At 37.7% G+C, this 23791-nt stretch carries 29 protein-coding genes and 2 pseudogenes; 27 read left to right on the top strand and 4 right to left on the bottom strand.

The annotated features are described in order from the left end of the window. The first annotated feature begins 274 nt into the window (after positions 1 to 274). From LJY09_RS27655 to LJY09_RS13300, 15 genes and pseudogenes are all read left to right on the top strand, one after another. On the top strand, positions 275 to 1171 hold the full coding sequence (locus LJY09_RS27655; RefSeq protein WP_416339288.1) for an HNH/ENDO VII family nuclease: 897 nt from the start codon (positions 275 to 277) through the stop codon (positions 1169 to 1171). Between the two features lie 17 nt (positions 1172 to 1188). Further along, positions 1189 to 1719 (top strand): ankyrin repeat domain-containing protein, encoded by a 531-nt coding sequence (locus LJY09_RS13365; protein ID WP_154973011.1) that lies wholly within the window; start codon positions 1189 to 1191, stop codon positions 1717 to 1719. Next, positions 1716 to 2036, top strand: a complete 321-nt coding sequence (locus LJY09_RS13360; RefSeq protein WP_014459771.1) for an immunity protein Imm33 domain-containing protein — start codon at positions 1716 to 1718, stop codon at positions 2034 to 2036. The genes LJY09_RS13365 and LJY09_RS13360 overlap by 4 nt, the downstream gene beginning before the upstream one ends. Before the next feature lie 1416 nt (positions 2037 to 3452). Beyond that, positions 3453 to 3650, top strand: a pseudogene (locus LJY09_RS13355) (hypothetical protein); the annotation flags it as partial. Positions 3651 to 3922: 272 nt separating this feature from the next. Beyond that, positions 3923 to 4123 (top strand): annotated as a pseudogene (locus tag LJY09_RS13350) (SMI1/KNR4 family protein); the annotation flags it as partial. A gap of 59 nt (positions 4124 to 4182) precedes the next feature. After that, the gene (locus LJY09_RS13345; RefSeq protein ID WP_154973010.1) at positions 4183 to 4428 is read left to right on the top strand and encodes a hypothetical protein; all 246 of its coding nucleotides are present in this window, start codon (positions 4183 to 4185) and stop codon (positions 4426 to 4428) included. Continuing rightward, entirely contained in the window at positions 4406 to 5026 is a 621-nt protein-coding gene (locus LJY09_RS13340) for an immunity protein YezG family protein (protein ID WP_228307229.1), read from the top strand. The genes LJY09_RS13345 and LJY09_RS13340 overlap by 23 nt, the downstream gene beginning before the upstream one ends. 141 nt (positions 5027 to 5167) lie before the next feature. Beyond that, complete coding sequence (locus LJY09_RS13335) at positions 5168 to 5674, top strand: ankyrin repeat domain-containing protein (protein ID WP_114895645.1); 507 nt, start codon at positions 5168 to 5170, stop codon at positions 5672 to 5674. 163 nt (positions 5675 to 5837) lie between these two features. Further along, positions 5838 to 6296 carry an immunity protein YezG family protein gene (locus LJY09_RS13330; protein ID WP_154973009.1) on the top strand — a complete coding sequence of 153 codons (459 nt, stop codon included), beginning with the start codon at positions 5838 to 5840 and terminating at the stop codon, positions 6294 to 6296. 53 nt (positions 6297 to 6349) lie between these two features. After that, entirely contained in the window at positions 6350 to 6829 is a 480-nt protein-coding gene (locus LJY09_RS13325) for an antitoxin YezG family protein (RefSeq protein ID WP_154973008.1), read from the top strand. A gap of 90 nt (positions 6830 to 6919) precedes the next feature. Next, positions 6920 to 7390 (top strand): SMI1/KNR4 family protein, encoded by a 471-nt coding sequence (locus tag LJY09_RS13320; RefSeq protein WP_033579207.1) that lies wholly within the window; start codon positions 6920 to 6922, stop codon positions 7388 to 7390. 113 nt (positions 7391 to 7503) lie between these two features. Continuing rightward, entirely contained in the window at positions 7504 to 7881 is a 378-nt protein-coding gene (cdiI, locus tag LJY09_RS13315; protein ID WP_154973007.1) for a ribonuclease toxin immunity protein CdiI, read from the top strand. A gap of 139 nt (positions 7882 to 8020) precedes the next feature. Next, positions 8021 to 8551 carry an ankyrin repeat domain-containing protein gene (locus tag LJY09_RS13310; RefSeq protein WP_154973006.1) on the top strand — a complete coding sequence of 177 codons (531 nt, stop codon included), beginning with the start codon at positions 8021 to 8023 and terminating at the stop codon, positions 8549 to 8551. A gap of 53 nt (positions 8552 to 8604) precedes the next feature. Continuing rightward, positions 8605 to 9099, top strand: coding sequence for a hypothetical protein (locus LJY09_RS13305; RefSeq protein WP_029322197.1), 495 nt, complete (start codon positions 8605 to 8607; stop codon positions 9097 to 9099). Positions 9100 to 9126: 27 nt separating this feature from the next. After that, a complete protein-coding gene (locus LJY09_RS13300; protein ID WP_033579200.1) occupies positions 9127 to 9639 on the top strand; it encodes a hypothetical protein in 513 nt (170 codons plus the stop codon). A 34-nt stretch (positions 9640 to 9673) separates the two neighbouring features. Here LJY09_RS13300 and LJY09_RS13295 read toward each other — a convergent pair whose 3' ends face one another. Further along, complete coding sequence (locus tag LJY09_RS13295) at positions 9674 to 10549, bottom strand: glycerophosphodiester phosphodiesterase (RefSeq protein WP_045291777.1); 876 nt, start codon at positions 10547 to 10549, stop codon at positions 9674 to 9676. A 268-nt stretch (positions 10550 to 10817) separates the two neighbouring features. Between LJY09_RS13295 and LJY09_RS13290 the strand changes: the two genes are divergently transcribed. From LJY09_RS13290 to LJY09_RS13275, 4 genes are all read left to right on the top strand, one after another. After that, positions 10818 to 11537, top strand: coding sequence for an endonuclease V (locus LJY09_RS13290; protein ID WP_154973005.1), 720 nt, complete (start codon positions 10818 to 10820; stop codon positions 11535 to 11537). 94 nt (positions 11538 to 11631) lie between these two features. Beyond that, positions 11632 to 12225 carry an undecaprenyl phosphate transporter UptA gene (locus LJY09_RS13285; protein WP_098249550.1) on the top strand — a complete coding sequence of 198 codons (594 nt, stop codon included), beginning with the start codon at positions 11632 to 11634 and terminating at the stop codon, positions 12223 to 12225. 134 nt (positions 12226 to 12359) lie between these two features. Beyond that, complete coding sequence (locus tag LJY09_RS13280) at positions 12360 to 12644, top strand: DUF3219 family protein (protein WP_014459792.1); 285 nt, start codon at positions 12360 to 12362, stop codon at positions 12642 to 12644. A gap of 14 nt (positions 12645 to 12658) precedes the next feature. Then, the gene (locus LJY09_RS13275; RefSeq protein ID WP_033579198.1) at positions 12659 to 13654 is read left to right on the top strand and encodes an LLM class flavin-dependent oxidoreductase; all 996 of its coding nucleotides are present in this window, start codon (positions 12659 to 12661) and stop codon (positions 13652 to 13654) included. Between the two features lie 17 nt (positions 13655 to 13671). Here the strand turns inward: LJY09_RS13275 and LJY09_RS13270 are convergent, their stop codons facing one another. Then, positions 13672 to 14589 (bottom strand): aminoglycoside phosphotransferase family protein, encoded by a 918-nt coding sequence (locus tag LJY09_RS13270; protein ID WP_033579553.1) that lies wholly within the window; start codon positions 14587 to 14589, stop codon positions 13672 to 13674. A 92-nt stretch (positions 14590 to 14681) separates the two neighbouring features. Here LJY09_RS13270 and LJY09_RS13265 point away from each other — a divergent pair, with 92 nt between their 5' ends. Together LJY09_RS13265 and LJY09_RS13260 are read left to right on the top strand one after the other, a co-directional pair. Then, positions 14682 to 14879 (top strand): hypothetical protein, encoded by a 198-nt coding sequence (locus LJY09_RS13265; RefSeq protein ID WP_034269118.1) that lies wholly within the window; start codon positions 14682 to 14684, stop codon positions 14877 to 14879. Positions 14880 to 15010: 131 nt separating this feature from the next. Further along, positions 15011 to 15424: a GNAT family N-acetyltransferase gene (locus LJY09_RS13260; RefSeq protein ID WP_033579196.1), complete on the top strand. Its 414-nt coding sequence runs from the start codon at positions 15011 to 15013 to the stop codon at positions 15422 to 15424. A gap of 40 nt (positions 15425 to 15464) precedes the next feature. On the opposite strand, the gene LJY09_RS13255 is transcribed toward LJY09_RS13260, so the two are convergent. Together LJY09_RS13255 and LJY09_RS13250 are read right to left on the bottom strand one after the other, a co-directional pair. After that, on the bottom strand, positions 15465 to 17051 hold the full coding sequence (locus LJY09_RS13255; RefSeq protein ID WP_228307228.1) for an MptA/MptB family glycosyltransferase: 1587 nt from the start codon (positions 17049 to 17051) through the stop codon (positions 15465 to 15467). Positions 17052 to 17205: 154 nt separating this feature from the next. Next, a complete protein-coding gene (locus LJY09_RS13250) occupies positions 17206 to 17742 on the bottom strand; it encodes an IseA DL-endopeptidase inhibitor family protein (RefSeq protein ID WP_014459798.1) in 537 nt (178 codons plus the stop codon). 292 nt (positions 17743 to 18034) lie between these two features. On the opposite strand from LJY09_RS13250, the gene LJY09_RS27650 reads away from it, so the two are divergent. From LJY09_RS27650 to LJY09_RS13225, 6 genes are all read left to right on the top strand, one after another. Then, positions 18035 to 18157 carry a hypothetical protein gene (locus LJY09_RS27650; protein ID WP_013057357.1) on the top strand — a complete coding sequence of 41 codons (123 nt, stop codon included), beginning with the start codon at positions 18035 to 18037 and terminating at the stop codon, positions 18155 to 18157. 299 nt (positions 18158 to 18456) lie between these two features. After that, on the top strand, positions 18457 to 19692 hold the full coding sequence (locus LJY09_RS13245) for a Zn-dependent hydrolase (RefSeq protein ID WP_033579195.1): 1236 nt from the start codon (positions 18457 to 18459) through the stop codon (positions 19690 to 19692). A gap of 167 nt (positions 19693 to 19859) precedes the next feature. Then, the gene (locus tag LJY09_RS13240; RefSeq protein ID WP_028408271.1) at positions 19860 to 20498 is read left to right on the top strand and encodes a response regulator; all 639 of its coding nucleotides are present in this window, start codon (positions 19860 to 19862) and stop codon (positions 20496 to 20498) included. Positions 20499 to 20502: 4 nt separating this feature from the next. Further along, entirely contained in the window at positions 20503 to 21624 is a 1122-nt protein-coding gene (locus LJY09_RS13235) for a sensor histidine kinase (RefSeq protein ID WP_154973004.1), read from the top strand. Between the two features lie 101 nt (positions 21625 to 21725). Further along, the gene (locus LJY09_RS13230; RefSeq protein WP_028413090.1) at positions 21726 to 22664 is read left to right on the top strand and encodes an ABC transporter ATP-binding protein; all 939 of its coding nucleotides are present in this window, start codon (positions 21726 to 21728) and stop codon (positions 22662 to 22664) included. A 19-nt stretch (positions 22665 to 22683) separates the two neighbouring features. Continuing rightward, entirely contained in the window at positions 22684 to 23790 is a 1107-nt protein-coding gene (locus LJY09_RS13225; protein WP_028413091.1) for an ABC transporter permease, read from the top strand. Position 23791: the final 1 nt, after the last annotated feature.

The following is a 23791-nucleotide window of genomic DNA, read 5'->3' as shown; positions in this document are numbered from 1 at the left end:
GAACATGGAGCACACAAGAAACTTACAACTTATTCTATATAGCTAACTATAAAGCACTTGATGGTCTATAACAGCCAGCAAGTGCTTTCTTTTATCTGAGGATATATAATTTCAAAGAGTCTTCATTTTTATTTGTTTCAATTAAATAGCTAAAGGCCTAAGCGCAGCGGATCACGCCCTAGACGCCTACAAATCCGCTAAATCCTTCAAAGTCCTGGAGCAAACGGAAAAAGGCCTCTACGGTCTTGTGGCTGCAAACGGCTTAGGAGAATACATGACCGGACGCGACATGTTCGGGAATAAAATCAGTGAAGAGCAGCGTAAAGCAAGTCTTCTGCAAGCATTAGGAATTGCTGGAGCTGGAGCGCTTTCTACGAAGGTAGCGGGGAAAATGGGACAAAGCCTTGCGACCAAAGGAACCGAAAAGCTTAACAACATGCGCAACACGCTTCGCACAAGCGCCGTTGCCAACGTCACAAAGCAAGCCTACCAAAGCGTCAAAAATGCACCGACTTCTTGGACACAGTCGCTACATAAAACGTATAACAACATCCTAGACAGCAGTATGCCAAGACTCATGCCAGAACTAGCACCAGCAGGTCCAGCGCTTGCCCAGCAGACGGTGAGGGAGACCTTGCAGAATGTGAAGCAGCAGACGATGCAGATGGTAACGAAGGTGAAATATGATCCGAACCACAACAGCTACCGTGGACCTGACCGAAGGTTTATGTCAGAGAGCGATGTTACAAAGATGGGTGACGAGGTTGAGGTTGAAACGCTTCGGAAAGTTGACGAACCTGTAAAAGTAGAGCCTGAAATTCAAAAGGTTACGGATGAAGTGGTGGAAAATGGTGATGTTTCTAAGAAACCTTACAGTAGCAGTAGACCAAGTTATGGGAAGGGCCAAGTTGAACAGGTATGGGAAAATGCTAAAGATCCTATTAATGGAAAAATCTACGATCCATCAGGTGTCGAAATAGGTTGGGGTAAATCTAAACCTAGAAATGGGCAGTGGGATATGGGACATATCCCAGGAGAAAAATATTCTGATATTCACGAATTGTATATGAATGGTACTATTACAAAGAAAGAATTTTTAGAGTGGTACAGGGACCCTGCAAACTATAGACCAGAATTACCAAGCACTAACCGAGGTCATGAGTATGAATAAGGGAGGTAATGATGTAAATGGACATTAACAAGGCTGATTTTTGGACTATAATAAAGTTTGGAAATCTCGAAGAATTTTTAAAAAAGTTGAAGATTGAAAATAAATGTATCGAAGAGGTAATAAACTCGGTTGATAAAAACGGTATTAGTTTACTTGAAAAATCACTGATTAGTAGAAAGTTTGATATAGCAAAGTTTTTACTAGAAAACAATGCAAAAGTTAATATTGTTTCAAATGAAGGATGTAATGAATTGCACTATTTAGCAGCAAATATTAATTATGTAGGTGCTGTTGACTTAGCATATAAGTTAGTTGAAATGGGTGTTGATTTAAATTTAAAAGATAAAAAATTTTCTAATTCTGCAATATTATCTCTGTGTCAAGAAGTATTAAAAGAACGCACAAGGGATGGAAATGAATTAATTTTATACTGTTTGGAAAAACACCCCGATTTTAATGATTCCAATAAATTTGGTTATTCTTTAAAGCGAATAATTGAAGAACGTGGAACTGAGGATATGAAAAAAGTCATGGAGGCGGTTAGTTGAAAACAAGTAGTGGATTAGGCGGTAGCGTTGTATCAAATAATATTCTAAAAAATATAGGGGACTTAAAATGGTGCATTAAAGAAGAACCAGTAAATGATCTTGATAATGGGTGGAGATTTTTGTCTGATATCGATACAGAGGAATTTCTTGCAAATGCATCGAATATGTCAGTTTGCGACTGGGGAACGATTATTGAAATAGAACCTGCTATAATAAATATTTTTGATATGCCTATTGGTACAGATATAACTTTACTAAGCGAAAATAATAAAAAGTATTTTGTTTATACTGATTCAGGAGAAAAGGTAGTTTTTTAAGGTTGTATATTAGTGACTGATACAGATTTGGATTTATTAGTATGAAGTTCCGTTAGTGTAAATAAAGGTTAAGGATTAAAAAAATAGATAATATATACTATGAAAATCAGCAAAATATTATTAAACCTTTGATTGGATATAGCCTTTTGAGGGTTTTTTTAAATGTTTTTTATGTTAAAAATGTCTTTTCTTGAATTAAGAAGTTCATGTTGGGTGGTAGACATAGGAGATCGGAGGCAGTTACATTTAAATAAAAATTTTATAAAGAATGTAAAAGAGCCATGCCAATGGAGATAAAGGTAATTTATGATATGAAGAGTGGCTTAAAGCTGAATACAGTTTTGAGTTAATTGTAAGAAAGAGATAATAAGTATTAAGATATAGGAGTAGCTAGAACACAATTAGACGAAAGAATTCTTTTTGATGAAAATTTAGTAGGTGTTGAATTACCCCTCATAGCTGTTTTATTTGCAGGGAACTTTGTTTAGATGATTGCTACCATGTTGAAGAGCCTATTGTATACGTTTGAAATTATGAAGAATCCTTGAATTTAAATCCTGTAACATATATTGTAAGTAACAGCTTTGAAAAATTTCTAAATATGTTAGCAGAATAGGTAGTTTGATAGTATCTAAACTAGAGTGAATACTCATATATTCGTCAGACCTATTTAATTCGTTAGAGAGCACTAATTGTCTACAACAGGCAGCAAGTGCTTTCTTTTATGTGAGGGTATATAATTTCAAAGGGTTTTCATTTTTATTTGTAGTCAAATGAATAGCCTAAGCGCAGCGATCACGCTGCAAATCTGCCAAATCCTTCAAAGTCCTAGAGCAAACCGAAAAAGGCCTCTACGGTCTTGTGGCTGCAAACGGCCTAGGAGAATACATGACCGGACGCGACATGTTCGGGAATAAAATCAGTGAAGAGCAGCGTAAAGCAAGTCTTCTGCAAGCATTAGGAATTGCTGGAGCTGGAGCGCTTTCTACGAAGGTAGCGGGGAAAATGGGACAAAGCCTTGCGACCAAAGGAACCGAAAAGCTCAACAACATGCGCAACACGCTTCGAACAAGCGCCGTTGCCAACGTCACAAAGCAAGCCTACCAAAGCGTCAAAAACGCACCGGCCTCCTGGACACAGTCGCTACATAAAACATATAACAACATCCTAGACAGCAGTATGCCACGACTCATGCCAGAACTTGTGCCGGCTGGTCCATCACTTGCCCAGCAGACGGTGAGAGAGACCTTGCAGAATGTGAAGCAGCAGACGATGCAGATGGCGCAAGCTCTCTATAACCCAACTGCCAAGCGATACCAAGATTCAGAAACCGGACGATTTGTGGCTAACCCGAATGTGGAGAGAGTGGAGAAACCGGTTGTTAAAGAAGTTGAGAAGGTTCAAGAAGTTACTAAGGGTACGGGTAATAAGATAGATTCTGATACAATAAAAAAATATATTAGAGATATAGAAGGGCGAACCGGCAGAGAGTTACCTAAAAACCAAATAGAGAAGTTGAAGGAAGCCTTAAGAAATAAAGAATATAAAAAAATGTCACCAATAGAAACAGCTAAGCACAGGGCAGAATTTGATAAAGTAAAAAATAAAGTAATTATGACTTTTTTATAACATACGGAGCGGAAAAGTTTGAAGAGTTGTTAGAAGAAAGCGATGTAAATCCTTTTAATGTTAATAGAAAGTCTGTAATTTGATAGCTGGTACTTACTGAAAACTATAATTGTAAAACACTTAGCTGTCTATATAAGGGCGTCACTGCAAAATACGAAGCAGCAAGTGATACAGATGGTTTTGCGGGTAACTTATAATCCACCTCGTAATCGATTACAAACATAACTGATACTAATTCATTTAAAGAATGTACAGGATTTGACTCCGCGGGGAATTTAATATGTTTTGATTACAAAGGGCATGAAAATAATCCAATTGTAGTTTTTTGGGAACATGAAAACGCTTGGTAAAAAGAAATGTTAATCGAGGAAGAGGGTTTAACGGAAGAGCGTGAAAGAGAAAATGTATTTTATGTTGCACCAACATTTACTGAATTTCTTGATAAGTTACATGACTAAAGATTACATCAGCAAGTGACCGTGAATGTTTTGATGACTGAGTAGGAGGAGTCGTACATATGCACACCATTAGTTTAGTAGTTTTTAATGACTCAAATGTTAATAAATATATTCCTTTATTAAGACAAAAAACACTTAAATCTATAAGTGACATAAAACAAAATATCAGTATGAGAATCCCTGTGATTGTATGTGATTATTATGATGCAGAAGCCTTGGAAGGTTTAGTAGCGTCTGCTGAAGAGTTACTTTTAATGGGAGCAAGTATTAAGGTTTATGAAGATGAAGAAGAGAATTACACTTAATATGGTGAAAAATTTAATCAAAATGACAGAAGGCATTGCAAAAGATAGGGAAGAAATGGATAACTTAGTGCTTAATGAAGCAGAGAGAAATCATACGTCATTTGAAAATGAACTTCAAACACTTTATCGTAAACTTACTCAAAAGATAAGCGATATGATTCCTGTTGAATGGGGCAGCTTTTACTTTAATGGTGAAGTGAAAGATGGAGAAGGTGGAGTATACTTTTTTTATAAAGTTGTAGGAGAAGAAAATGAATATCAATATTCACATTTAATACCTCGAACATATCAAGTCGAAAAAAAAGCGTACAATCATTCTCTTCATGAATTATTTCATTTAACGGTTCAATTACAAAACGTATTTATGGAGAATCAACAAGAACCTTGGTATTCAGTTACGATGATAGTAAATGATGAAACAAAATTAAAGGTGCACTTTAGTTATGTGAACTGGAACGACTCACTATTTGGCCCTTCAGCTCGAATTAAGTATTTTGAGTACAAATATTTAAGTAGAGAATTGGCGGATGAAAAAGATAAAGAACAAATGATGAAAATGAAAAGATATGAAGAAGATTTTAACAGCAATAATCAATGAGTTATAGCATCTGAGTGTTTTTAAAAGGAGGCACGAACTTATGGATAAGGATGATATTCATTTTCTTCAACAGTTACTTAATAGCACAGATAAGGATTATATAATAAGTTATTTGTAGATGATAATGAAGGAGTTTGCATAGTGGACCGAAACCATAGTAAGAAATTGATAAGAAATGCCATTAAAACTGGCGATATCAACGCAGTGAAAAAACTAATAGGAGATGATATAGAGGTTTTAAATACCGTGACTGTATTTGGTACGTGGTTACATGTAGCGGTTAAAAAAGAGAACCTTCAAATCGTCCGATATTTAGTTGAAAAAGGAATTGACGTTAATGCGAAAGGCGGGACATTTGATGCTTCTGTGTTAAATCTAGCAGCTGGGGCCGGTAATTTAGAGATAGTAAAGTATTTAATAGAATCTGGAGCAGAACTAGATGTGAGCTTAGCGAAGAGAAATCCGCTGTTTGGAGCAATTTATGGGGGGCATCAAGAAGTAGTTAAATATTTAGTACAAAAAGGAATAGATGTGTCCATTAGATACACGGGAGAAAATATCAAAAATATGAATGCTTATGAATATGCAAGAGAGTTTGGGCAGACTGAGATTGCTGAATATTTAAAGCAAAGGATGACTGAAAATTAATAAGTATTTAAATGAGTATCCCAATAATCCAATTTAGCATAAATCCAGTATTTGTGGTTAAATTCCCACCTCATGAAGGTACTAAATTAACCCTAAAGAATTGCATCAAGGGAACATTTTACAAGCGTAGAATTAAAAGTTTATAAGCGAGGTGCACCATCATATGAAAGAATTTGAAGAACGATTCACTGAACTCCAAGCTGATACGATATCAATTTGTATGGAATATATTAACGATAGAGCCGACAAAGTGTATATCTATGCTTCGTGTGAAGGAAACATTATTTCCAGTAAATTCTTTTATCTTATTAACAATCAATATGTAAAATCTCATCAAGTGAACGACGCCTTAGAGGATGAGGATGAAAGATATGATACATCTCCGAAAAGAGGATTTATGGTATTAGATATTTTAAATGAAGATATTGAAAAAATTGAAGCGCTGTGTAAAGAAAATAACAGAGACATGCCAACGGAGATGAGATTAATTTATGATGTGAAGAGCGGCCACTTTACAGCGGAATACAATTACGAGTTGGTCTATACAAATGATGATGTTAAAACCGCTAGTTATAATGCTAATGAGTGGTTTGAAAAGGTGAAACGTAATAATAGGCTTTAATATTTTGCTAGGGCTTCTTAGGCAATTTAACAAGGCAGCAGGAGGAATGTTAGATGAACGAAGAAAAAGTGAATAAGCTATATCAAGACATAGGCAATATCGTAATAGAGACCATTCCGGAAGCGTGTTCTAAAGTTTATCTTTATGGTGAAGTTGTTGATGGTGCCCAAACAGCGTACTTCTATTATTATCCTAATAACAGTGATGAAATTATATACAGTCATGACATTCCTGAAATTTTTGCTGTAAGTGAAGAAGACTATGTTAAACAATGGAACAAATTATTAGACTGCATCCAAGAATTGTGGAAAGTGTTTACCTGCAGTGAGAACCAAGAGCCATGGACCAACTTCACTTTAATTTTTAATCACAAAGAAACGTTTACGATTCAATTTAATTATGATGATCTTTCAGCCGCAGATTCCCATGCTAGGAAGACAATATGGAAATATGAATACCTTGGTATCTTGCCAAAAAGTAAGCTAGGACAAAAGCATCTAAAGAGATATCTCGAGGCTGTAAAAGATAGATAAAAAATGAACAGCTTATAGTGTAATTCATTATGTTAAATATACATATTTCAATAGGGAATGAAAGAATACTACAGAGAAGGAGTACATTCAATGGAAATAAAAAAAGATTCAATCATTTATCCATTACCATCGGATAATTTACTAGCTGAAAAAGAAGCGTTTTGGAGAGTGAAATTACCTCCAGACTATAAACAAATGATAAAAAGAAATAACGGGGCTTCTCCAGAAGCAAAAGCTTTTAAAGTGAAGAGTCATAGCTATGTATTAATAAGGTTTTTATGTATTCTTGAAGCCCCAGAGAACAATGAAGCCGGTACGTTTGATATTGATGTAACATGGACTCAATTAGAGGATCGGCTTACAGATGATGGAGATTTATTGGGAGTAGCTTTATTACCAATCGCGACTTTATTTGCAGGAGATTTTGTGTGTTTAGATTATAGAAATTCAAGAGATAACCCTAGCGTTTGTGTATGGGATCATGAAAATTCTGCTGAGCTTGAGCCGAACACGTACCCTGTTGCAGATACATTCAAAGAATTTTTAGCTATGCTTCATTAATCCGCAGCTAAAGTAGGGCATGAAAATAATTGTGGATTTTTTGAGGCTCTCATAGAAGTAGGCGTGATCAAATAGTAAATGTTGATTCAATTAATTATAAAAAGGGGATATAAATGAAGAAGATCGTAGAATTATTTCATGATATAGATTGTACGTTGTCTCCCATGATAAGTTTTTATAGCGCTTTATCAGATCAAAAATTTTTAAAAGTCTTACACTATTTTTCAGAGGAAACTGGTTATGGAAATGAGTACCACATTTGTACATTTTCAGGCGACTTAGAGCCGTGGGAAGAGGACCATGTTGAAAACGGTATTGAATTTCTAGACGGTACGGGTGACACTGACAAAAGTGTTATCGTTGATTATGAAACGTTTTTAACTTACTTGAACAAAATTTGCCACGTATATATTGAAGATCATGCCCATGATAAAGAAAAAGTGATGGCTCTTTTACATAAAATCAAACAAAATTATAGTATCGAAGACTAGTAGGAGTACATAAAGAAGCCGCGAATCGAGTCTTGCTATAGACAATAAGCTCCCGACACTACAGCGCATTACACCAAGCAGAGAGACGATATATTTTGGAGAGAATTCTACAAGGTAGAAAGTAGAGGGAAAACGAAAAATGGAAATAACTCAAATGACAAAAGCTATTAGAGACGCTATAAAAGGTGGTCACTTAAATAAGGTAAGAGACTTATTTGAGAAAAATCCAGAAATGTTAACATGGATCACACCTTTTGGCACATGGCTACATGTAGCAACAGCTCATAGTCATTTAGAAATCGTACAATACCTTATTCGTGCTGGAATAGATGTTAATGCACAAGGAGGAACTTTTTCTACCAATGCCTTAGAAAGAGCGGCTGCAAAAGGACATATAGATATTGCTAAGTATCTTATTAACCATAATATTGAAATTGATATCAGTGAACCAGATAGAAATCCGCTGTTTGCTGCCATATATAACGGTCATTTTGAGATGGTTAAACTGTTAGTTGAGAATCATATTAATATATCGATTACATACTCTGGTGAAAATATGAAAGAGATGGATGCTTACGCATTTGCGATTGAACGAGGACAAATAGAAATTGCTGAATATTTAAAACGAAAGCTGAATGAAAAAGTACAAAAGAGAGTGCTTAAAGATTAATTAAATCGTATATAACAGGTCACAAAGCTAATAAAAGCAAGGAGGTCCATCTCATGCTAGAACCCATATATGCTGAAAACGTAATTGTCGGAGTAGTACATAAAAAGCAGTTTCAATGGTATGTGACCGATCGAGAGCTATGGTATTTGGATTATGTAAAGTTTGCACAAGCTTTTGAAAATGAAGGTGATTCAGCGGTTAATGAATACATCGAACCTGAACGAAAAGGGATCGAAGTTCTCAGCAATGAAAATGCTGAGCTTTTTTTAAAACGTATAGAGTCGTATCAAGCAGATACAACTACTCTTTTAAAGCTGTTTGAAGATAAAATAGAAAGCGTAGATGAAGAAGACGTATTAGATTTTAGCCCTTCATTTTTGGTGGATTTTGATCAAAAGACGTTTTACTCACTGTTTCCTGAGCCGGCTTCATTTGAAGAATATGTTCCAAGCGATTGGAAAGGAACGTATAAAGACTTTACAGGTTTGATTCCAAAAATAGAAAAGTATTGGGTAAATAAGGACGGAGAAAATTTATTTGAGCTGTGAAAGCAAACAGGGCATGGAGGGATAATGTTGTTTCGTGTTCAAACATTCATTAAGCGTCCAGGTATTTTGATTACGGATTTATCATCTCTATATGAAAAGGAATCGCACTATTTTATCGATATATCGAACGAAGAAGAACTCATTCGTTACGGTAATCAGTTTGATTTTACTTGCCTTGAAGGAGCTATTAAGCTTGAATACTACGGTGAGCCGCTTCTTGATGCATCTGCATGGGATGTTATAGATGGGATGTGGCTTTATTTGTTGGATGCAATGGAGAGTTTAAAAGAGACCGGATATGGAGAGATGAATTTTCCAGATCAACCGTTAGTATTAACCTTAAAATCGGCTTCTGAACAGTTTGTACTGTATACCTTGCATACATCTCCTCCCGTAAAAGCAGTGCTTCCAAAACAAGACTTTTTTATGGTGGTGTTAGGAGGAGCGGAGCAGTTTTTTAAAACGATGGAGAGATGTTTTAAAGGGAACTTTCGGTATTTCAGTGAAATCAAACGTATTGAAGCGTTAAAAAGGCAGTAAGGAAGACGAGGTTACTAGTAAAAGATTACAGGAACTATGGCCACATTGTGACGGCAAGTGTAATTACTCGGCGTGCGCTTCCTTTTTCGAGCTGTTGTCCGATAGCACTTGATGTTTGCACCCAATTCACTTCATCAGGATAATTTGTAATCACTCCGTCACTTTTTGTTTTCCACAAAAATGAAGCGGGAAGCCGCTTGGTTCCAGACCACGGTGATATTTTCATTCCGGCAGAATGGACTTGGTGGATAAGAGCAGGCGTTAGGATGTCATAAGACGGGTTAAAGTAAGTGGCAAAAGCGGCGAATTGCTGGATTGAATTTGGGCTTGCGTCTCGCTGTGAAGAAGTTAGTATGCCTATAGGAACGTTTGGGAGAAGCTCATGCATTTTTTTCATGGATGAAACGTTAAAAGACTGAATGATAACGTGATCGAGCTGTCGCTTGTTGATTTCAAAAGCTACTTTTTTTTCAATTCCAGGATAAAGTTCCGGCGCTTTTAACTCTATTAATATACCGATTTTTCCTTGAAATTCATCTAATACTTGCGAAAGAGTTGGAATTTTTTCATTCGTAAAAGAATCCCCTTTCCAGCTTCCTGCGTCCAAGCGCTGAAGCTCCGCGTACGTTAACTCTCGAATGTGTCCGCTTCCGTTTGTCGTTCGGTCTACGGTACGGTCATGCATAATAACGAGTACACCGTCTTTGCTTTGCTGCACGTCAAGTTCAATGTAATCTGCATTCATTTCTAGCGCTTGGTGAAAAGCAGCCATTGTATTTTCAGGTGCGTAAGCGGAGGCTCCTCGGTGCGCAATATTTGTGAGTTTTTCTTCCGTGCGTGCAAAAGCAGAAGAGGCGATTGAACAACATAACAAGGCGACGGCGCTTAGACCAGCTAAATATTTTTTCATCACGTTTCTCTCCTATGCGTTGGTATAGAAACAGCATAACGAAAAAATGTGATGCTGATATAGAGAAAGTGTGTAGAAAGCGTTGACATTTCGTAAAGAAAAATAGGGATTTTTTCATGGTGATGTTTACAAAAAATGCGTAAACGAATAGGAATTTTAATCAAACGTTAAGGAAACAGCGCTATAATAAAAGGTGTGAAAAAAAGAATAGGAATTTCTTAGAAAATAGTTGTATAATAGGTGAGTCAGTCAATGAAAGGAATGGAACATGGATATTCAGTACATACATACGTTTACGATGCAAACGAAAGAGGAGTGCCGGACGCTTCAGCAAAAGCTAAAAGCACAAATTGATTTAACATCACGCGTCAAAATGACGCATATACATAACTGTGCTGGTGTTGATGTTGCGTACTGGGAAGAAAACGGCATATCTTACGGAGCGTGCAGCATTGTAGTGGTTGATTATCAGACGAAAAGCATTGTGGAAAAAGTGCACAGTGTAGGAGAAGTAACGGTTCCTTATCTTCCTGGGTTTCTAGCTTTTCGAGAGCTTCCTTTAATTCTTGAAGCGGCTAAAAAACTTCAAATAGAGCCCGATGTGTTTTTATTTGATGGCAACGGATATTTGCACTACGAGCACATGGGAGTAGCCACACATGCTTCGTTTTTTCTCAATAAACCTACCGTTGGAATTGGGAAAAGCTATTTAAAGATCAAGGGACATGATTACGTTATGCCTGAAGATACAGCAGGCGCTTATGAAGATATTGTGATTGATGGCGAAGTTTATGGTAGAGTAGTAAGGACAGCCAAAGGGGTAAAGCCTATTTTTCTGTCGTGCGGAAACTATATTGATTTGGACATGTCATATCAGCTTATGATGCATTTTATTTCAAAAGAAAGCAAGCTTCCGATTCCGGTCCGCCTAGCGGATCTGCATACGCATGAGCTGCGGAAAAGGTACCGGCAGTCAACGGGGAAGTAAGCTGTTCATAGTGAGTTCATAGTTTCCTTTTATACTGATGGTTGGAATATAGTAGTAGTGTAAAATTATTAAAGAATGAGTAAGGTGATTAAAGGTGAGTTCATTTATTACGAGTATTTTGGATTTTTTAACGAGCCTTGGCTATTTAGGTATTGCGCTCGGCTTAATGATTGAAATCATTCCAAGTGAAATTGTACTAGCCTACGGGGGGTATATGATTTCTAAAGGCATGATTAGTTTTCCTGGAGCAGTCATTGCCGGAATTATTGGCGGAACGATTGCACAGTGGTTTTTATATTGGATTGGAGCCTACGGAGGACGTCCGTTTCTTCAAAAATACGGCAAGTACTTATTTATTCATGATAAGCATATCGACCTTGCGGAAAACTGGTTTAATAAATACGGCGCGGGCGTGGTTTTCTCCGCTCGTTTTGTCCCGGTTGTTCGACATGCGATTTCGATCCCTGCAGGTATTGCTAAAATGCCGTTTTGGAAGTTTACGTCTTTAACCGTGTTAGCGATGATTCCTTGGTCGATTTTATTTATTTACTTAGGCGGAAAGCTAGGCGAGAACTGGGCGAACATTGAAGACGTAGCAAGCAAATATACGCTTCCGTTTGTAGTTGCGGCATTTGTGATTATTGTTCTTTATTTCGTATTCAAACGCACGCGTACAAAGCGCGTATAAGATCGTTTTTGAACTACAAGCATGGCGAAAAGCCATGCTTTTTTTGCATGCGCAACCAGAAGCTCTTTTATTTGCTCATGACTTCTTCAAGTGCTATTATTTTTCATACGCACTAAAAAAGGAGACGATTTAACGTGGTACAAGAAATTGTATTAAATGATACGCCTATTCAAATTTACAGCTATGAACAAGAAATTGTAAAAGGCAAAACAAAAGTTTCAGTTGATTTTAAGGTAACAAGTGAGGAATATCATGATATTACTACACTTTTATATAAAGGTACTTTTCATGTAAATGTCCCAGAAGAAGATCTGGATTTCCAAGGAACGATTCATCAGTACTCTACGTCTTTTACAAATTTATATGAAAAAGGCCAGGTAGGGGATTTTTCATTAAGTTTAATTGAAGTGAACGAATAAGGAGCAGATGTGTGATGAAAGTAAGTATACTTGACCAATCGCCCGTTTCATCCCATCAGACCCCAGCGGAAGCGTTAGAAGCATCGATGCAGCTGGCCAAGGCTGGTGACAAGCTTGGCTATGAGCGCTACTGGATTGCAGAGCACCATGATTTGTCTGGACTTGCCTGTTCGGCTCCTGAAGTGATGCTTGGCTATATCGGCGCACAAACTAATAGAATTCGAATTGGATCGGGAGCGGTGCTGCTGCCTCACTACAAGCCGTATAAAGTAGCGGAAACGTATAACATGCTCGCAACGCTGTTTCCAGGGCGCGTTGATTTAGGGATTGGGCGCGCGCCGGGTGGATCGGCTGAAGCAACAAATGCGCTGTCGGATAACTTCTTGCAGCAAGTATTTAAAATGCCTGAACTTGTTGAAGAGCTTCTGCAGTTTTTAGACGATAAATTTCCGGCTGAACATGAATACGCCAAGCTTTCAGCTTCGCCGCTTCCGCCTGTCTCTCCAGAACCGTGGCTGCTTGGCACAAGTAAAAAAAGTGCCGAGCTCGCTGCTAGAAACGGAATGGCCTATACGTTTGGACAGTTTATGAGTGAACAAGACGGTTCAGCTATTATTGATCAGTACAAGCAGGCTTTTCAGCCAAGACAGAGCGGGAATCAGCCCTATGCGATTGTCACTGTATCGGTCATTTGCGCTGAAACAACCGAGCAAGCGCATCGCATCGCAACGAGCTCACTCGTATGGAAAATTCAACAGGATAAAATGGAAGCAAAAGGTGTGCCTTCTATTAAAGAAGCGGCCAGCTATCCGCTTACAGAAGAAGAAGAGAAAAAAATGAAGAAGATGAAAGAAGCTATGATTATCGGAAACCCGGAAGAAGTACACGTCCGTCTTCAAGAAGTTCAAGCACGCTACGGAGCGGATGAACTCATGCTTGTCACCATTACGCACGATCCGGCTGACCGATTAAAATCATATGAGCTTGTCGCAGAGAAATGCAAAAAATAAGAGCCAAATGTCGGCTCTTATTTTTTATGCCCGTAATAGTACTCAAATAAGTGCTGAAATGCTTCTATAGCACGTAAAAAAGAAGCGGCGTCTTGGCGGTCTTCTATTAACCAGCACGTGGCTAATACAGAATGAGCGTATCCCCACAGTAAAATGCGTTTTTTACTTACGTTCAGTTCTTTTACAAATATATTGATTCGATGGTCAATTGCCTCTGCTACGTTTGTCTTAGGCAGATGATTTAAAAGAAAAGGGATAATTTCGTACTCTTTTTCTCCAATCAACCCTTTTGGATCAATTATTTTCCACGCTTCACCAGACTGTAAGATGTTATCATGATGCAAGTCTCCGTGAAGCAAAAAAAGCTGCTGAGAAGTCCGGTTTAATTCAGAGAAAACGGCTAGCGCGTGTTGAAGCGTTTCGGAAGAAAGAAAATCAATGCCGCTTGGATACATTTGTGTATACTCTCGAAGCTGCTTCTCTCTTTTAACGGCTGTTTCTTCGATAGTGGAGTCTGATTGAGGCATGCGCCACAGAGATTTCATGAGCCGAGCAGCGATTAACGCAGCCTCTTCTTTAGTTGATAAAGAGGAAAGCGGGCATCCGGGAGACAGCTTTTCAAGCAGTAGAATGCCTTTTTCAGCATCGCTGTCCACTATTTTTACCGTGTTCTCACCAGCTATTGCTGTCAGTGCTTCTTGCTCATGAAGCAGCTCTGAAGGCTCTACAAAGAGTTTTACAACTAGTTCGCTTCCATCTGCTTTGCGCGCAGGAGCAACAAAGTGGTAAGAAAGAGGGAAGTGACTGTGAATGGTGATATGCCATCGCTGTTCGCAGTAGCGAATCAGCTGAGGAAAGTCAGTTAGCCACTTTTGGCCTTTATGAGAGTGAAGGTGAGTAATTGTATCACAAAATGTTTGAGGCAACGTATGCATGCGTTTATCTCCTTTGTCGTTTCCAATTTTTTCTGATAAACTCATCATATACAGCCTACATAGAATCTGTAAAGAAGGAGGAGATCCTATATATGAAGACAAAGAAGGTGAAATCCCCTTGGGCTCTCGTTGGGTTTCCGGTTTATATCATTGGATTTTCACTTTTACTTGCTGAAGGTGCACCGGAATGGGTAGAAACAGTGAGTAAAATCATGATCGCTCTTGGAATCATTTTGCTTATTATTGCAGGAATTGATCTTAAAAAACGAAAAAAATCAGCACAAGCCTAAAAAACTGCCGTTTGGCAGTTTTTTTATTTGGAGAAAGGGTAACAGGATAACTAGATAAAAATGTTGAATTATTATTCTTTTTGATGTATAAATATAATATAGAAAGCAACGGTATTGAGAGGAGAATGAACGTGTCTTACGTAATAAAAAAAGAGGTTCCGTTATTTGAGCAGTTTGCTGCTTTGCATGAAGCGAGCGGATTACATAAAAGTAAAAAAGGCAATTATACAAAAGAACAGCTGTTTGAAGCGGCAGCCAACAGCTGGTTTAGAGTCGGTATTTATGATAATGAACAATTGATTGCATTCGGTCGTATGATTTCAGACGGAATTTACCAAGCGCTTATTTGCGACGTGATGGTTGATCCCTCGTACCAAAACAAAGGACTTGGAAAGCAAATTATTCAAGAGCTGTTGACGAAATGCCAAGAAAGCGGAATTGAATCGATTCAGCTGTTTGCAGCAAAAGGAAAGCATCATTTTTATAAAAAATTAGGATTTCAAGAAAGAGAAGAAGACGCGCCAGGCATGTCGCTTGTTATGTAAAAAAGCTCAGTGATCAATCATACTCACTGAGCTTTTTGTATTATGCCGTTTTTAAAACCGTACTTTTTTGGACTAAATTCCAAGCAACTTTTACTAAATAAACAACAAGCAAGACGTTTAGCATCGACGTAGCAAACATAGAAAACGGGTATGACGTGCTGTTTTGCATATTACTGTCGCCGTATAAAACAAAAAAAGTGTTCATAAAAATACTGATGCTAAATCCAAGGGATAAGTAAAGCAAGTTTTTGTCTTTTAAATAAATATAAGCCACTAAAGCAAGCGCTGCTGCTGGAAATAAGTAGCGTTCATGCATGCTTGAAGAAAACGTAAATACCCCTGAAATTTGAATAAGCGCTGCAAGAGCGGCGTATTTAAAGCTCCGTCCTTTTATATAAATAAGCCAAGAAAAAATAGTTGTCGCGACGATAAAAATAAGTCCCCACGTATGATAGCTGAAAAACAGCAGCGTTGCAGAGCTGTCTTTATAGTTTGCGCCTATTAAACTATAAAAGTTGTAGGCGTTAACAGAAGCATACGGGTACTCTCCGATGGTGGATGAAAATAAATCAATAATCCACGTTGGACTTTTTCCGACTGAAAAAGGCAATAAAATCACCCCAGCAGTGAAAGCCGCCGTTAAAGCAATGCCGAAGAAATGCTTCACTTGCTTCAGGCGAATGAGCTCGAAAAACAAAATAGGCAGGATAATAATCGCCTGCGGCTTCATTAAGACCGCTGCTGTAAAAATAACGGCCGACGCGTAAATTCGTTTTTCCGTAATCATTACAATGGCTAGGACAATAAGTAAAGTGAAAAATGAATCCACTTGTCCCCAAAACGTTGAATTAACTAAAATGGCCGGATTAAATAAATACCCAATTGCTAACAGGTATGCAAAAGAAGGTGCCAAGTATTTACGAGCTAAACGATAGAGTAAATAAGATGTGACAACATCTGCTAAAATAGGCGGAATTTTAATCAACAGCGAAAAATACTGCTGAAAATCCGGTAAACTACCAACTTTCCCAACGATAAACAAGATATAAATATAAAACGGCGGATAATCGCTTCCGCTTTTAGCGTAGAAATTTGAAAAATGATTAGCCGCAACCGATGCCCAGTTTTTGAAAAGCGACGCATCCATATGAGAGCCTATCCACGGAATCAGCGCAATCCGAATAAATAAACCAGTACCAAGTAATGACCATAAAATAACGCGAGAATGCCCTATCGAATGATGCCATTTCTTTTTCTTTACTAATCCGTAAACGAAAGCTGCTGCTATAAAAAAGCCCACCGTATAAAGAGCTAGCGGCGTTTCATAGTCTTTATTAGCTCCTTGACTTCCGGCACCGTTATCCATAGATAGATTATGAAAAGGCGTTACGTGTTCTCCGGAATTGCTGGGTGAAGCAGGACCGTTTCCTGAAGGAAGACGATGATCTCTTGAGTTATTATCAAGAGCAGATATACCATTCGTAATCTTTTTTAACTGATGACTTTCTTGAATTGAAAATAAATGTTCTTCTCCTTTATAGTGTGATAGTGAAACGATACTGAAAACAAATGCTAAAAGAAAAGCTGCCGTTACGATAAAAGCCGTTCTTTTTTGTAGTATGTTCATATAAAATCCTCCGATGACAATGTATCGAATAAGTAGTAGTGTGTCTCCATACTATAAGGAGAGTTGGTGAAAATAAAGTGAAACTTCTTTAATAAAGAGCGGAAGAGAGAGCATAAAAAAACAAGGCCTTAGAAGACCTTGTTTTTTATATTGCTTATAGTACAGCATCAAACTTATTTACTTTCCACTGTGAACCAGATTTATAAAATGTAACGGTGCGTTTTACACTTCCTCCGTCAACTGTTGGAACCGTAAATTGATAAGAGCGAACATCGGCGCGCTGATAAGTTAGTTTTGCTTTTGCTTTGTTCCACTCTAGCATGCTGAATCCGTCACCGACAGGACGAGCAAGCTTTCCGTTATATGTGATGTAGCGATAATTTGTTAATCCTTTTTGAATAGCACTGTTTGTAAACGTTTCAGATAAGTAGCTTACTAGTTTGCTTTTTGTATTAAAATCTTGACAAAGATATGAGTACTGAGTGCCTTTATAATTAAATGTTTTTTGAGTACATAAATTACCTTTAGATCCATGAAGTGCATTCCAGAAATGGTTGCTTGCGTTTGCTGCAATTTTTACCGCATTAGTCGTTGATAGATTTTGTGATGCTGCTTGAGCTGTAACTCCTGTGCTTAGTGAAAAGAAAAGAGCAAGTGATGCTAAGATTATTCCAAATTTTTTCATTTCCATTTCCCTCCTACTCATTCATTGAAATATATGTAACATTCATGCTGTTAATATTACAATTGTTACATTTATATTACAATACTTCTTTAAAGAAATAAAGAGTATTTCTTATATATGTTTGAATTATTCCCGTATTTTCTTAAATAAAACGTAGAATTAAAAGAAAACATATAAACAGTATGTCAATTATGTGTCACATATTTCGTCGCTTTACAAGTTCGTATATAATAGGAATAAATCGATCAATATGCTGATTTAGATAAATAGGTCAGGCACAAAAGGAGAACGTAAACTAATGGGTGTTTCAGAAGTGACATCAGGAATTATTATTACCACTGCCGTAATTGCTATTGTGATTATTACAGTTGGTGTTTTGGCTACAATGATTGCGATTGCGAAGAAAGCAAATAAAAAGTAAGTGTGTAGAGGAGAGTTAGTATAATAACTAATTCTCTTTTTTTTGAAAAAAACCTATCGCTATTTTTATAATAAAAATGCATAAATAACGCGTGCATTATTCATAGAAAAAAGCAGGAAATTTACGTTTTGAAGCTAATAGATACATAAGGCAAGCTGCGCACTTTCATTACAAAAACAATGGAAGGGGTTCTAACAGACTTCAAGTGATATCGCCTATTTTATGTCATAATGAATGATATTCATTAACACAGCATCTTAGACGCACTTTATAACCAAATAATGAGGAGAGTGGTTGAGTTGCAACGACAAAAAGTAGCAGTGAATGGAGAAAGGTTAAAAAATACGCTTGAACGATTTGCCGATTATGGACGAACACCTAATAACGGTGTAACCCGCCTAGCGCTGTCAGAAGAAGATCGCCTAGCACGAGATTATTTTTGCTCATGCTGCCGGGATCTTGGAATGGATATTAAAATCGATGACCTTGGATGTATTTACGCCACGCTTGAAGGACTAGAAGATAAGCCGCCTGTTGTGATTGGCTCACACATGGACAGCGTAAAAAAAGGCGGAAGGTTTGATGGAATCCTCGGTGTAGTTGCAGGGTTAGAGTTAGTAAGGACGCTGGTTGAACATAATATTAAGCCGAAGGTGCCGATTATGATTGTTAACTTTACGAATGAAGAAGGAGCGCGTTTTGAGCCTTCTATGATGGCTTCAGGTATTTTATCGGGCAAGTTTCAAAAAGACGTTATGATGAAGAAGACAGATGTTGACGGCGTGACGTTTAAGCAAGCCCTTCAATCATGCGGATATGAAGGCGATAGAAGTAACCGTCTTACTGAAGCATCGGCATTTGTAGAATTACATATTGAGCAAGGGCCTATTTTAGAAAGAGAAGCCAAATCAATTGGTGTAGTCGAGTGCGTGCTCGGAATGGTATGCTATGAAATTGAAGTTACGGGGGAGTCAGATCACGCCGGGACGACGCCGATGGATATGCGGAAAGATGCGCTATTTGCAACTAATAACCTGATTGCTGAAGCTCGTCATGAGCTCGGCAGATTGGATTCAAATTTAGTCTATACAATGGGTCGTATGAACGTACTGCCTAATATTCATACCGTTATTCCAAATAAAGTGATTTTTTCGCTTGAAGCGAGACATACGGATGAAGATGTCATTGCATCCGTGGAAAAAATTATTCAATCACTGCCTGATCAAGCGGAGCTGTTAGAAGGGTGCGAAGTGCGGGTGACCAAGCTTTGGGGACGCGATACCGTGTGGTTTGATAAAACGGTTTGTGATGAAGTGGAAGAGTCGGTTCGTTCGCTAGGGTATTCCTACAAGCGAATGGTCAGCGGAGCTGGACATGACGCACAGTTTTTAGCTAGCTATATTCCGACGGCTATGATTTTTATTCCGAGCGTAAACGGAAAAAGTCATTGTGAAGAAGAGTTCACTCCTTGGGAAGAATGCGAAAAAGGTGTAAACGTACTTTTAGAGACGGTGATTAAGTTAGCTCAGAAGTAACAGGACGAAAGAGTAAACCTGCGGAGGTTTGCTCTTTTTTAGTGCTTAGAAAGACTGCAAACTATCGCATTGAACTTTTGGTTTATTATGGCTACAATAAATGAGAAGCATCCAGATGGATGTGAAAAAAGGATGTGAAAAAAAGTGAGATCTTCTCACTTGCAGAAATGAAAATTACTATTATTATTGCAGATGATAATTCGTTTATTCGAGAAGGAATGAAAATTATATTAAATACATACGAGGAATTCGACGTTGTCGCTACTTTAAAAGATGGTCAAGAAGCCGTTCAATATTGCAAGAATCACTCCGTCGATATTGCATTGTTAGATGTAAGAATGCCTGTTATGGACGGTGTAGAGGCTACAAAGCTTATTTCAGAGTCAACGAAAGCAAAGCCGCTTATTTTAACTACGTTTGATGACGATGAATATATTATTGATGCTGTAAAAAACGGAGCTAAAGGCTACTTGTTAAAAAATACAGAGCCAGAGCGCATTCGAGACGCAATCAAAAGTGTGTTCAACGGACATACGGTGCTGCAAGATGTTGTGCTTGATAAAATTAAATCAAGTTTAAACGCTGCAACTGAGCGCGAGTCCAAAGCGGATATGACACAGTTTACCGAGCGTGAAACGAGCATTATGACGCTGATTGCCAAGGGGCTTTCAAATAAAGAAATTTCTAAAACGCTTTTTATTTCAGAAGGTACCGTAGCAAACTATATTAGTTCGATTTTAAGTAAAACGGGACTTGAGCACCGTACTCAAATTGCTATTTACTATTTAACCGGTAAAGGGAAGTAGGACTATGGAAGTCGGATTAATGATGACCAAGCTCATCCTCATGCTGTTTTTGGCTATTACGTACATTCAGTTTAATTATGTACACTCGATTTCAGCTATTGTGTTAGCACTGCTTCTTTACAGCTGTGTTAATATCGCCGCGTCTATTGTGAAAAAGAGCGCGTTCAAGCGCATGCTTATTGCTTTTTCAATTGTCCTTATTCTATATTGTGCGTATGAACTTCATCCTTTGTTTTTTCTTCTTTTGCCGCTAAACCTTTGTGAGCTTATTGGAGAATTAGTCATAAAAAAATGGATGCTGCTCCTTGTTGTTTTGCTTCCAGTGATGCTTGTTCCCTCTGATAGTAGCGCTCTGTATGTGTTAGTTGCTGCGTTTACTTTCTTTATTTATACAGGAGCAGCTATCTATCAAAAGCGGACAAACAATTATGAACAAAAGCTTGATGAAATGAGAGTAAGTATGCAAAAGCTGCAAAAGCACGTGAATGAAAATAAAGAGTATGTGAGACAGTCTCAATATGCTTCAAAATTAGAAGAGCGAAATCGACTATCGCAGGAAATTCATGATAAGATTGGTCATTCAATGACAGGAGCGCTTATTCAAATGGAGGCAGCAAAGCACGTAATGAAGCATGATCAAGAAAAATCGCTGTCTCTTCTTCAAAATGCGATTACGATTTCGAAAGAAGGCATTGAAGAAATTAGGTTAACATTAAAAAGTATAAAGCCTCCCGCTGAGCAAATAGGAATCAGCCGTCTTAAATTATTTATTGGTGAATTTGAGGCTAAGCATAGTATCGCAATGCCTCTTGTATACAAAGGGAATTTAGATCTTATCACGCCTCTTCAGTGGAAAATTATTCATGAAAATATAACAGAAGCTATTACAAACGCTTTAAAATATGCAGAAGCAACGATGATTTCTATTGAGCTTCACGTACTAAATAAAATGGTTAAAGTAGAAGTGAAAGACAATGGAAAAGGCGCTCACTTGTTTCAAAAAGGACTTGGCATAGCAGGAATGGAAGAGCGCGCTGCTTCCATTAACGGAACGGTGATTGTTGACGGAGCAAACGGATTTTCTGTTACCACACTGCTGCCGATAGGTGAGAAACTTCATACGTAAATAATGAGATTTCTCATGTGAAAAAGGTGAACTTATGCACTGACGTAAGTTTGCCTTTTTTTCATAAAATAAGGATATACCAACACACTAGAGGTGAAATGATGAACGTATTATCCATTCAAAAATTAACAAAGAAATTTGGAGATTTTATTGCGGTAGATAATTTATCTTTACAAGTAGAAGAAGGAGATATATTTGGGTTTTTAGGAACAAACGGAGCAGGAAAAAGCACAACGATTCATATGGTAGCTAGTCTTCTTCAAAGCAACAGCGGCGATATTGAAGTACTTGGGAAAAATATAAAGAAACACCGAAATTTCGCAAAGATGAACATCGGAATTGTTCCGCAGGACTTAGCGATTTATGAAGATTTGACAGCCTATGAAAATGTGAAGTTTTTTGCAGGACTCTACGGATTAAGAGGATCACTTCTTAGCGAACGAGTCGAAGAAGCTTTAGCGTTTGTAGGGCTTTTAGATAAACAAAAGGCGTATCCGAAAAGCTTTTCAGGAGGAATGAAAAGAAGGTTAAATATCGCATGCGCAATTGCTCATCGCCCTAAGCTGATCATTATGGATGAACCGACGGTTGGCATTGATCCTCAGTCGCGAAATTATATTTTAACATCTGTAAAAAAGCTAAATGAAATGGGAAGCACAATCATTTATACGAGTCACTATATGGAAGAAGTAGAAGAGGTATGTACAAAAATTGCAATTATTGATCACGGCAAAATTATTGCTGAAGGAACAAAAGAGCAGCTGAAAGCGATTATCACCGATACAAAAGATATTTGGATTGAAGTAAAAGAAGCAGACGATATAGATTGCAGCGGTCTAAAGGAAATTCCAGGCGTAACAGCCGTTACGTATGAAGATGGAATCATTAAAATTAATTCAAGCGCCGAAGTGAATAACTTAAACAAGGTCATTCATTATTTAATGACGCATCATATCGAAATTAAAGCAGTTAAAGAACAAGCACCAAATTTAGAGACGGTCTTTCTGACGCTCACAGGACGCAGTCTAAGAGATTTATAAAAGAAAGGAGGAATAACGAATGAATATTATTGCAATTGCTTTGAAAGAAATGAAAAGTGATCTGCGAGATAAGCGTGCATTTATCTTTATGATTCTTTTTCCGCTAGCTCTTGTCCTTATTTTAGGAACAGCTTTGTCCCAAGCCTTTAATAACGACATGACGATAGACGATAGCTATGTTCTCTATAAAATCGATACGAGTAATGAACAATCTGCCGCATTTAAGCAGTTTGCTGCACATGCAGAAAAATCGGGCATTTACTTTAAAGCGTTGAAAAAAGATCAAGATGGAAAAAAAGAAGTAAAAGAGCAGCATTATACAGCTTATGTAGAAGTGAAAGACGGAGGCATTAATCTCTACGGAAATGAAGAAAACAGCATTGAATTTAACGTGGTGCAAGGTATGTTAAGTACATTTGTTGATAAGTATAACGTGGCTATGGAAGTGGCCAAAGTAAATCCTCAGCAAGTCGAGAACCTGCTGCGTGCGTCTAAGCATGACTATATTCAAGAAACATCCCTTCATTCTCAAAAACAGCCAAATTCAATAGACTACTACGCTATTTCAATGACAACCATGATTGTTTTGTACGGATCTATCTCAGCGAGTTATTTAATTAGAGGAGAGCGTATGCGAAATACGGCCAATCGATTAGTAGCCGCACCGATTAAAACCGCTGAAATTTTTGTCGGGAAAATTTTAGGCACTGTTTTGGTTCACGCTATTTGTGTATTAGTGGTCATTATGTCGACTAAATATTTTTTTGATGCGAATTGGGGAGATCATTTACTCTTAGTACTCGTAATGTTAGTATCTCAGATTCTTTTTGCCATTAGCTTTGGATTAGGAGTTAGCTACCTTACGAAGACGGAAGCGGCGTCAAGAGCAATTATTATGGTTGTGATTCAAGTGTCGTGTATTGTGGGAGGAACCTATTTTCAAAATGGATCTGGAGAAGGCTTCGTCAATGTATCACCTTTAACCTGGATGAATAATGGACTTATTAAATTGATTTATACAAATGATATCGGCGCTTCTCTTTCAGTTATCGGGTTGAATGTAGGCTTCTCTATTTTATTCTTGGGCACAGCCATTGTGCTTTTGAGAAAAAGAGAGGGGTTATAAC

It is taken from the genome of Priestia sp. J2, from assembly GCF_020790095.1.
Lineage (GTDB): Bacteria > Bacillota > Bacilli > Bacillales > Bacillaceae_H > Priestia > Priestia zanthoxyli.
Note: the sequence above shows the minus strand (reverse complement) of the source record. Positions and strands in the feature narration are given on the sequence as shown.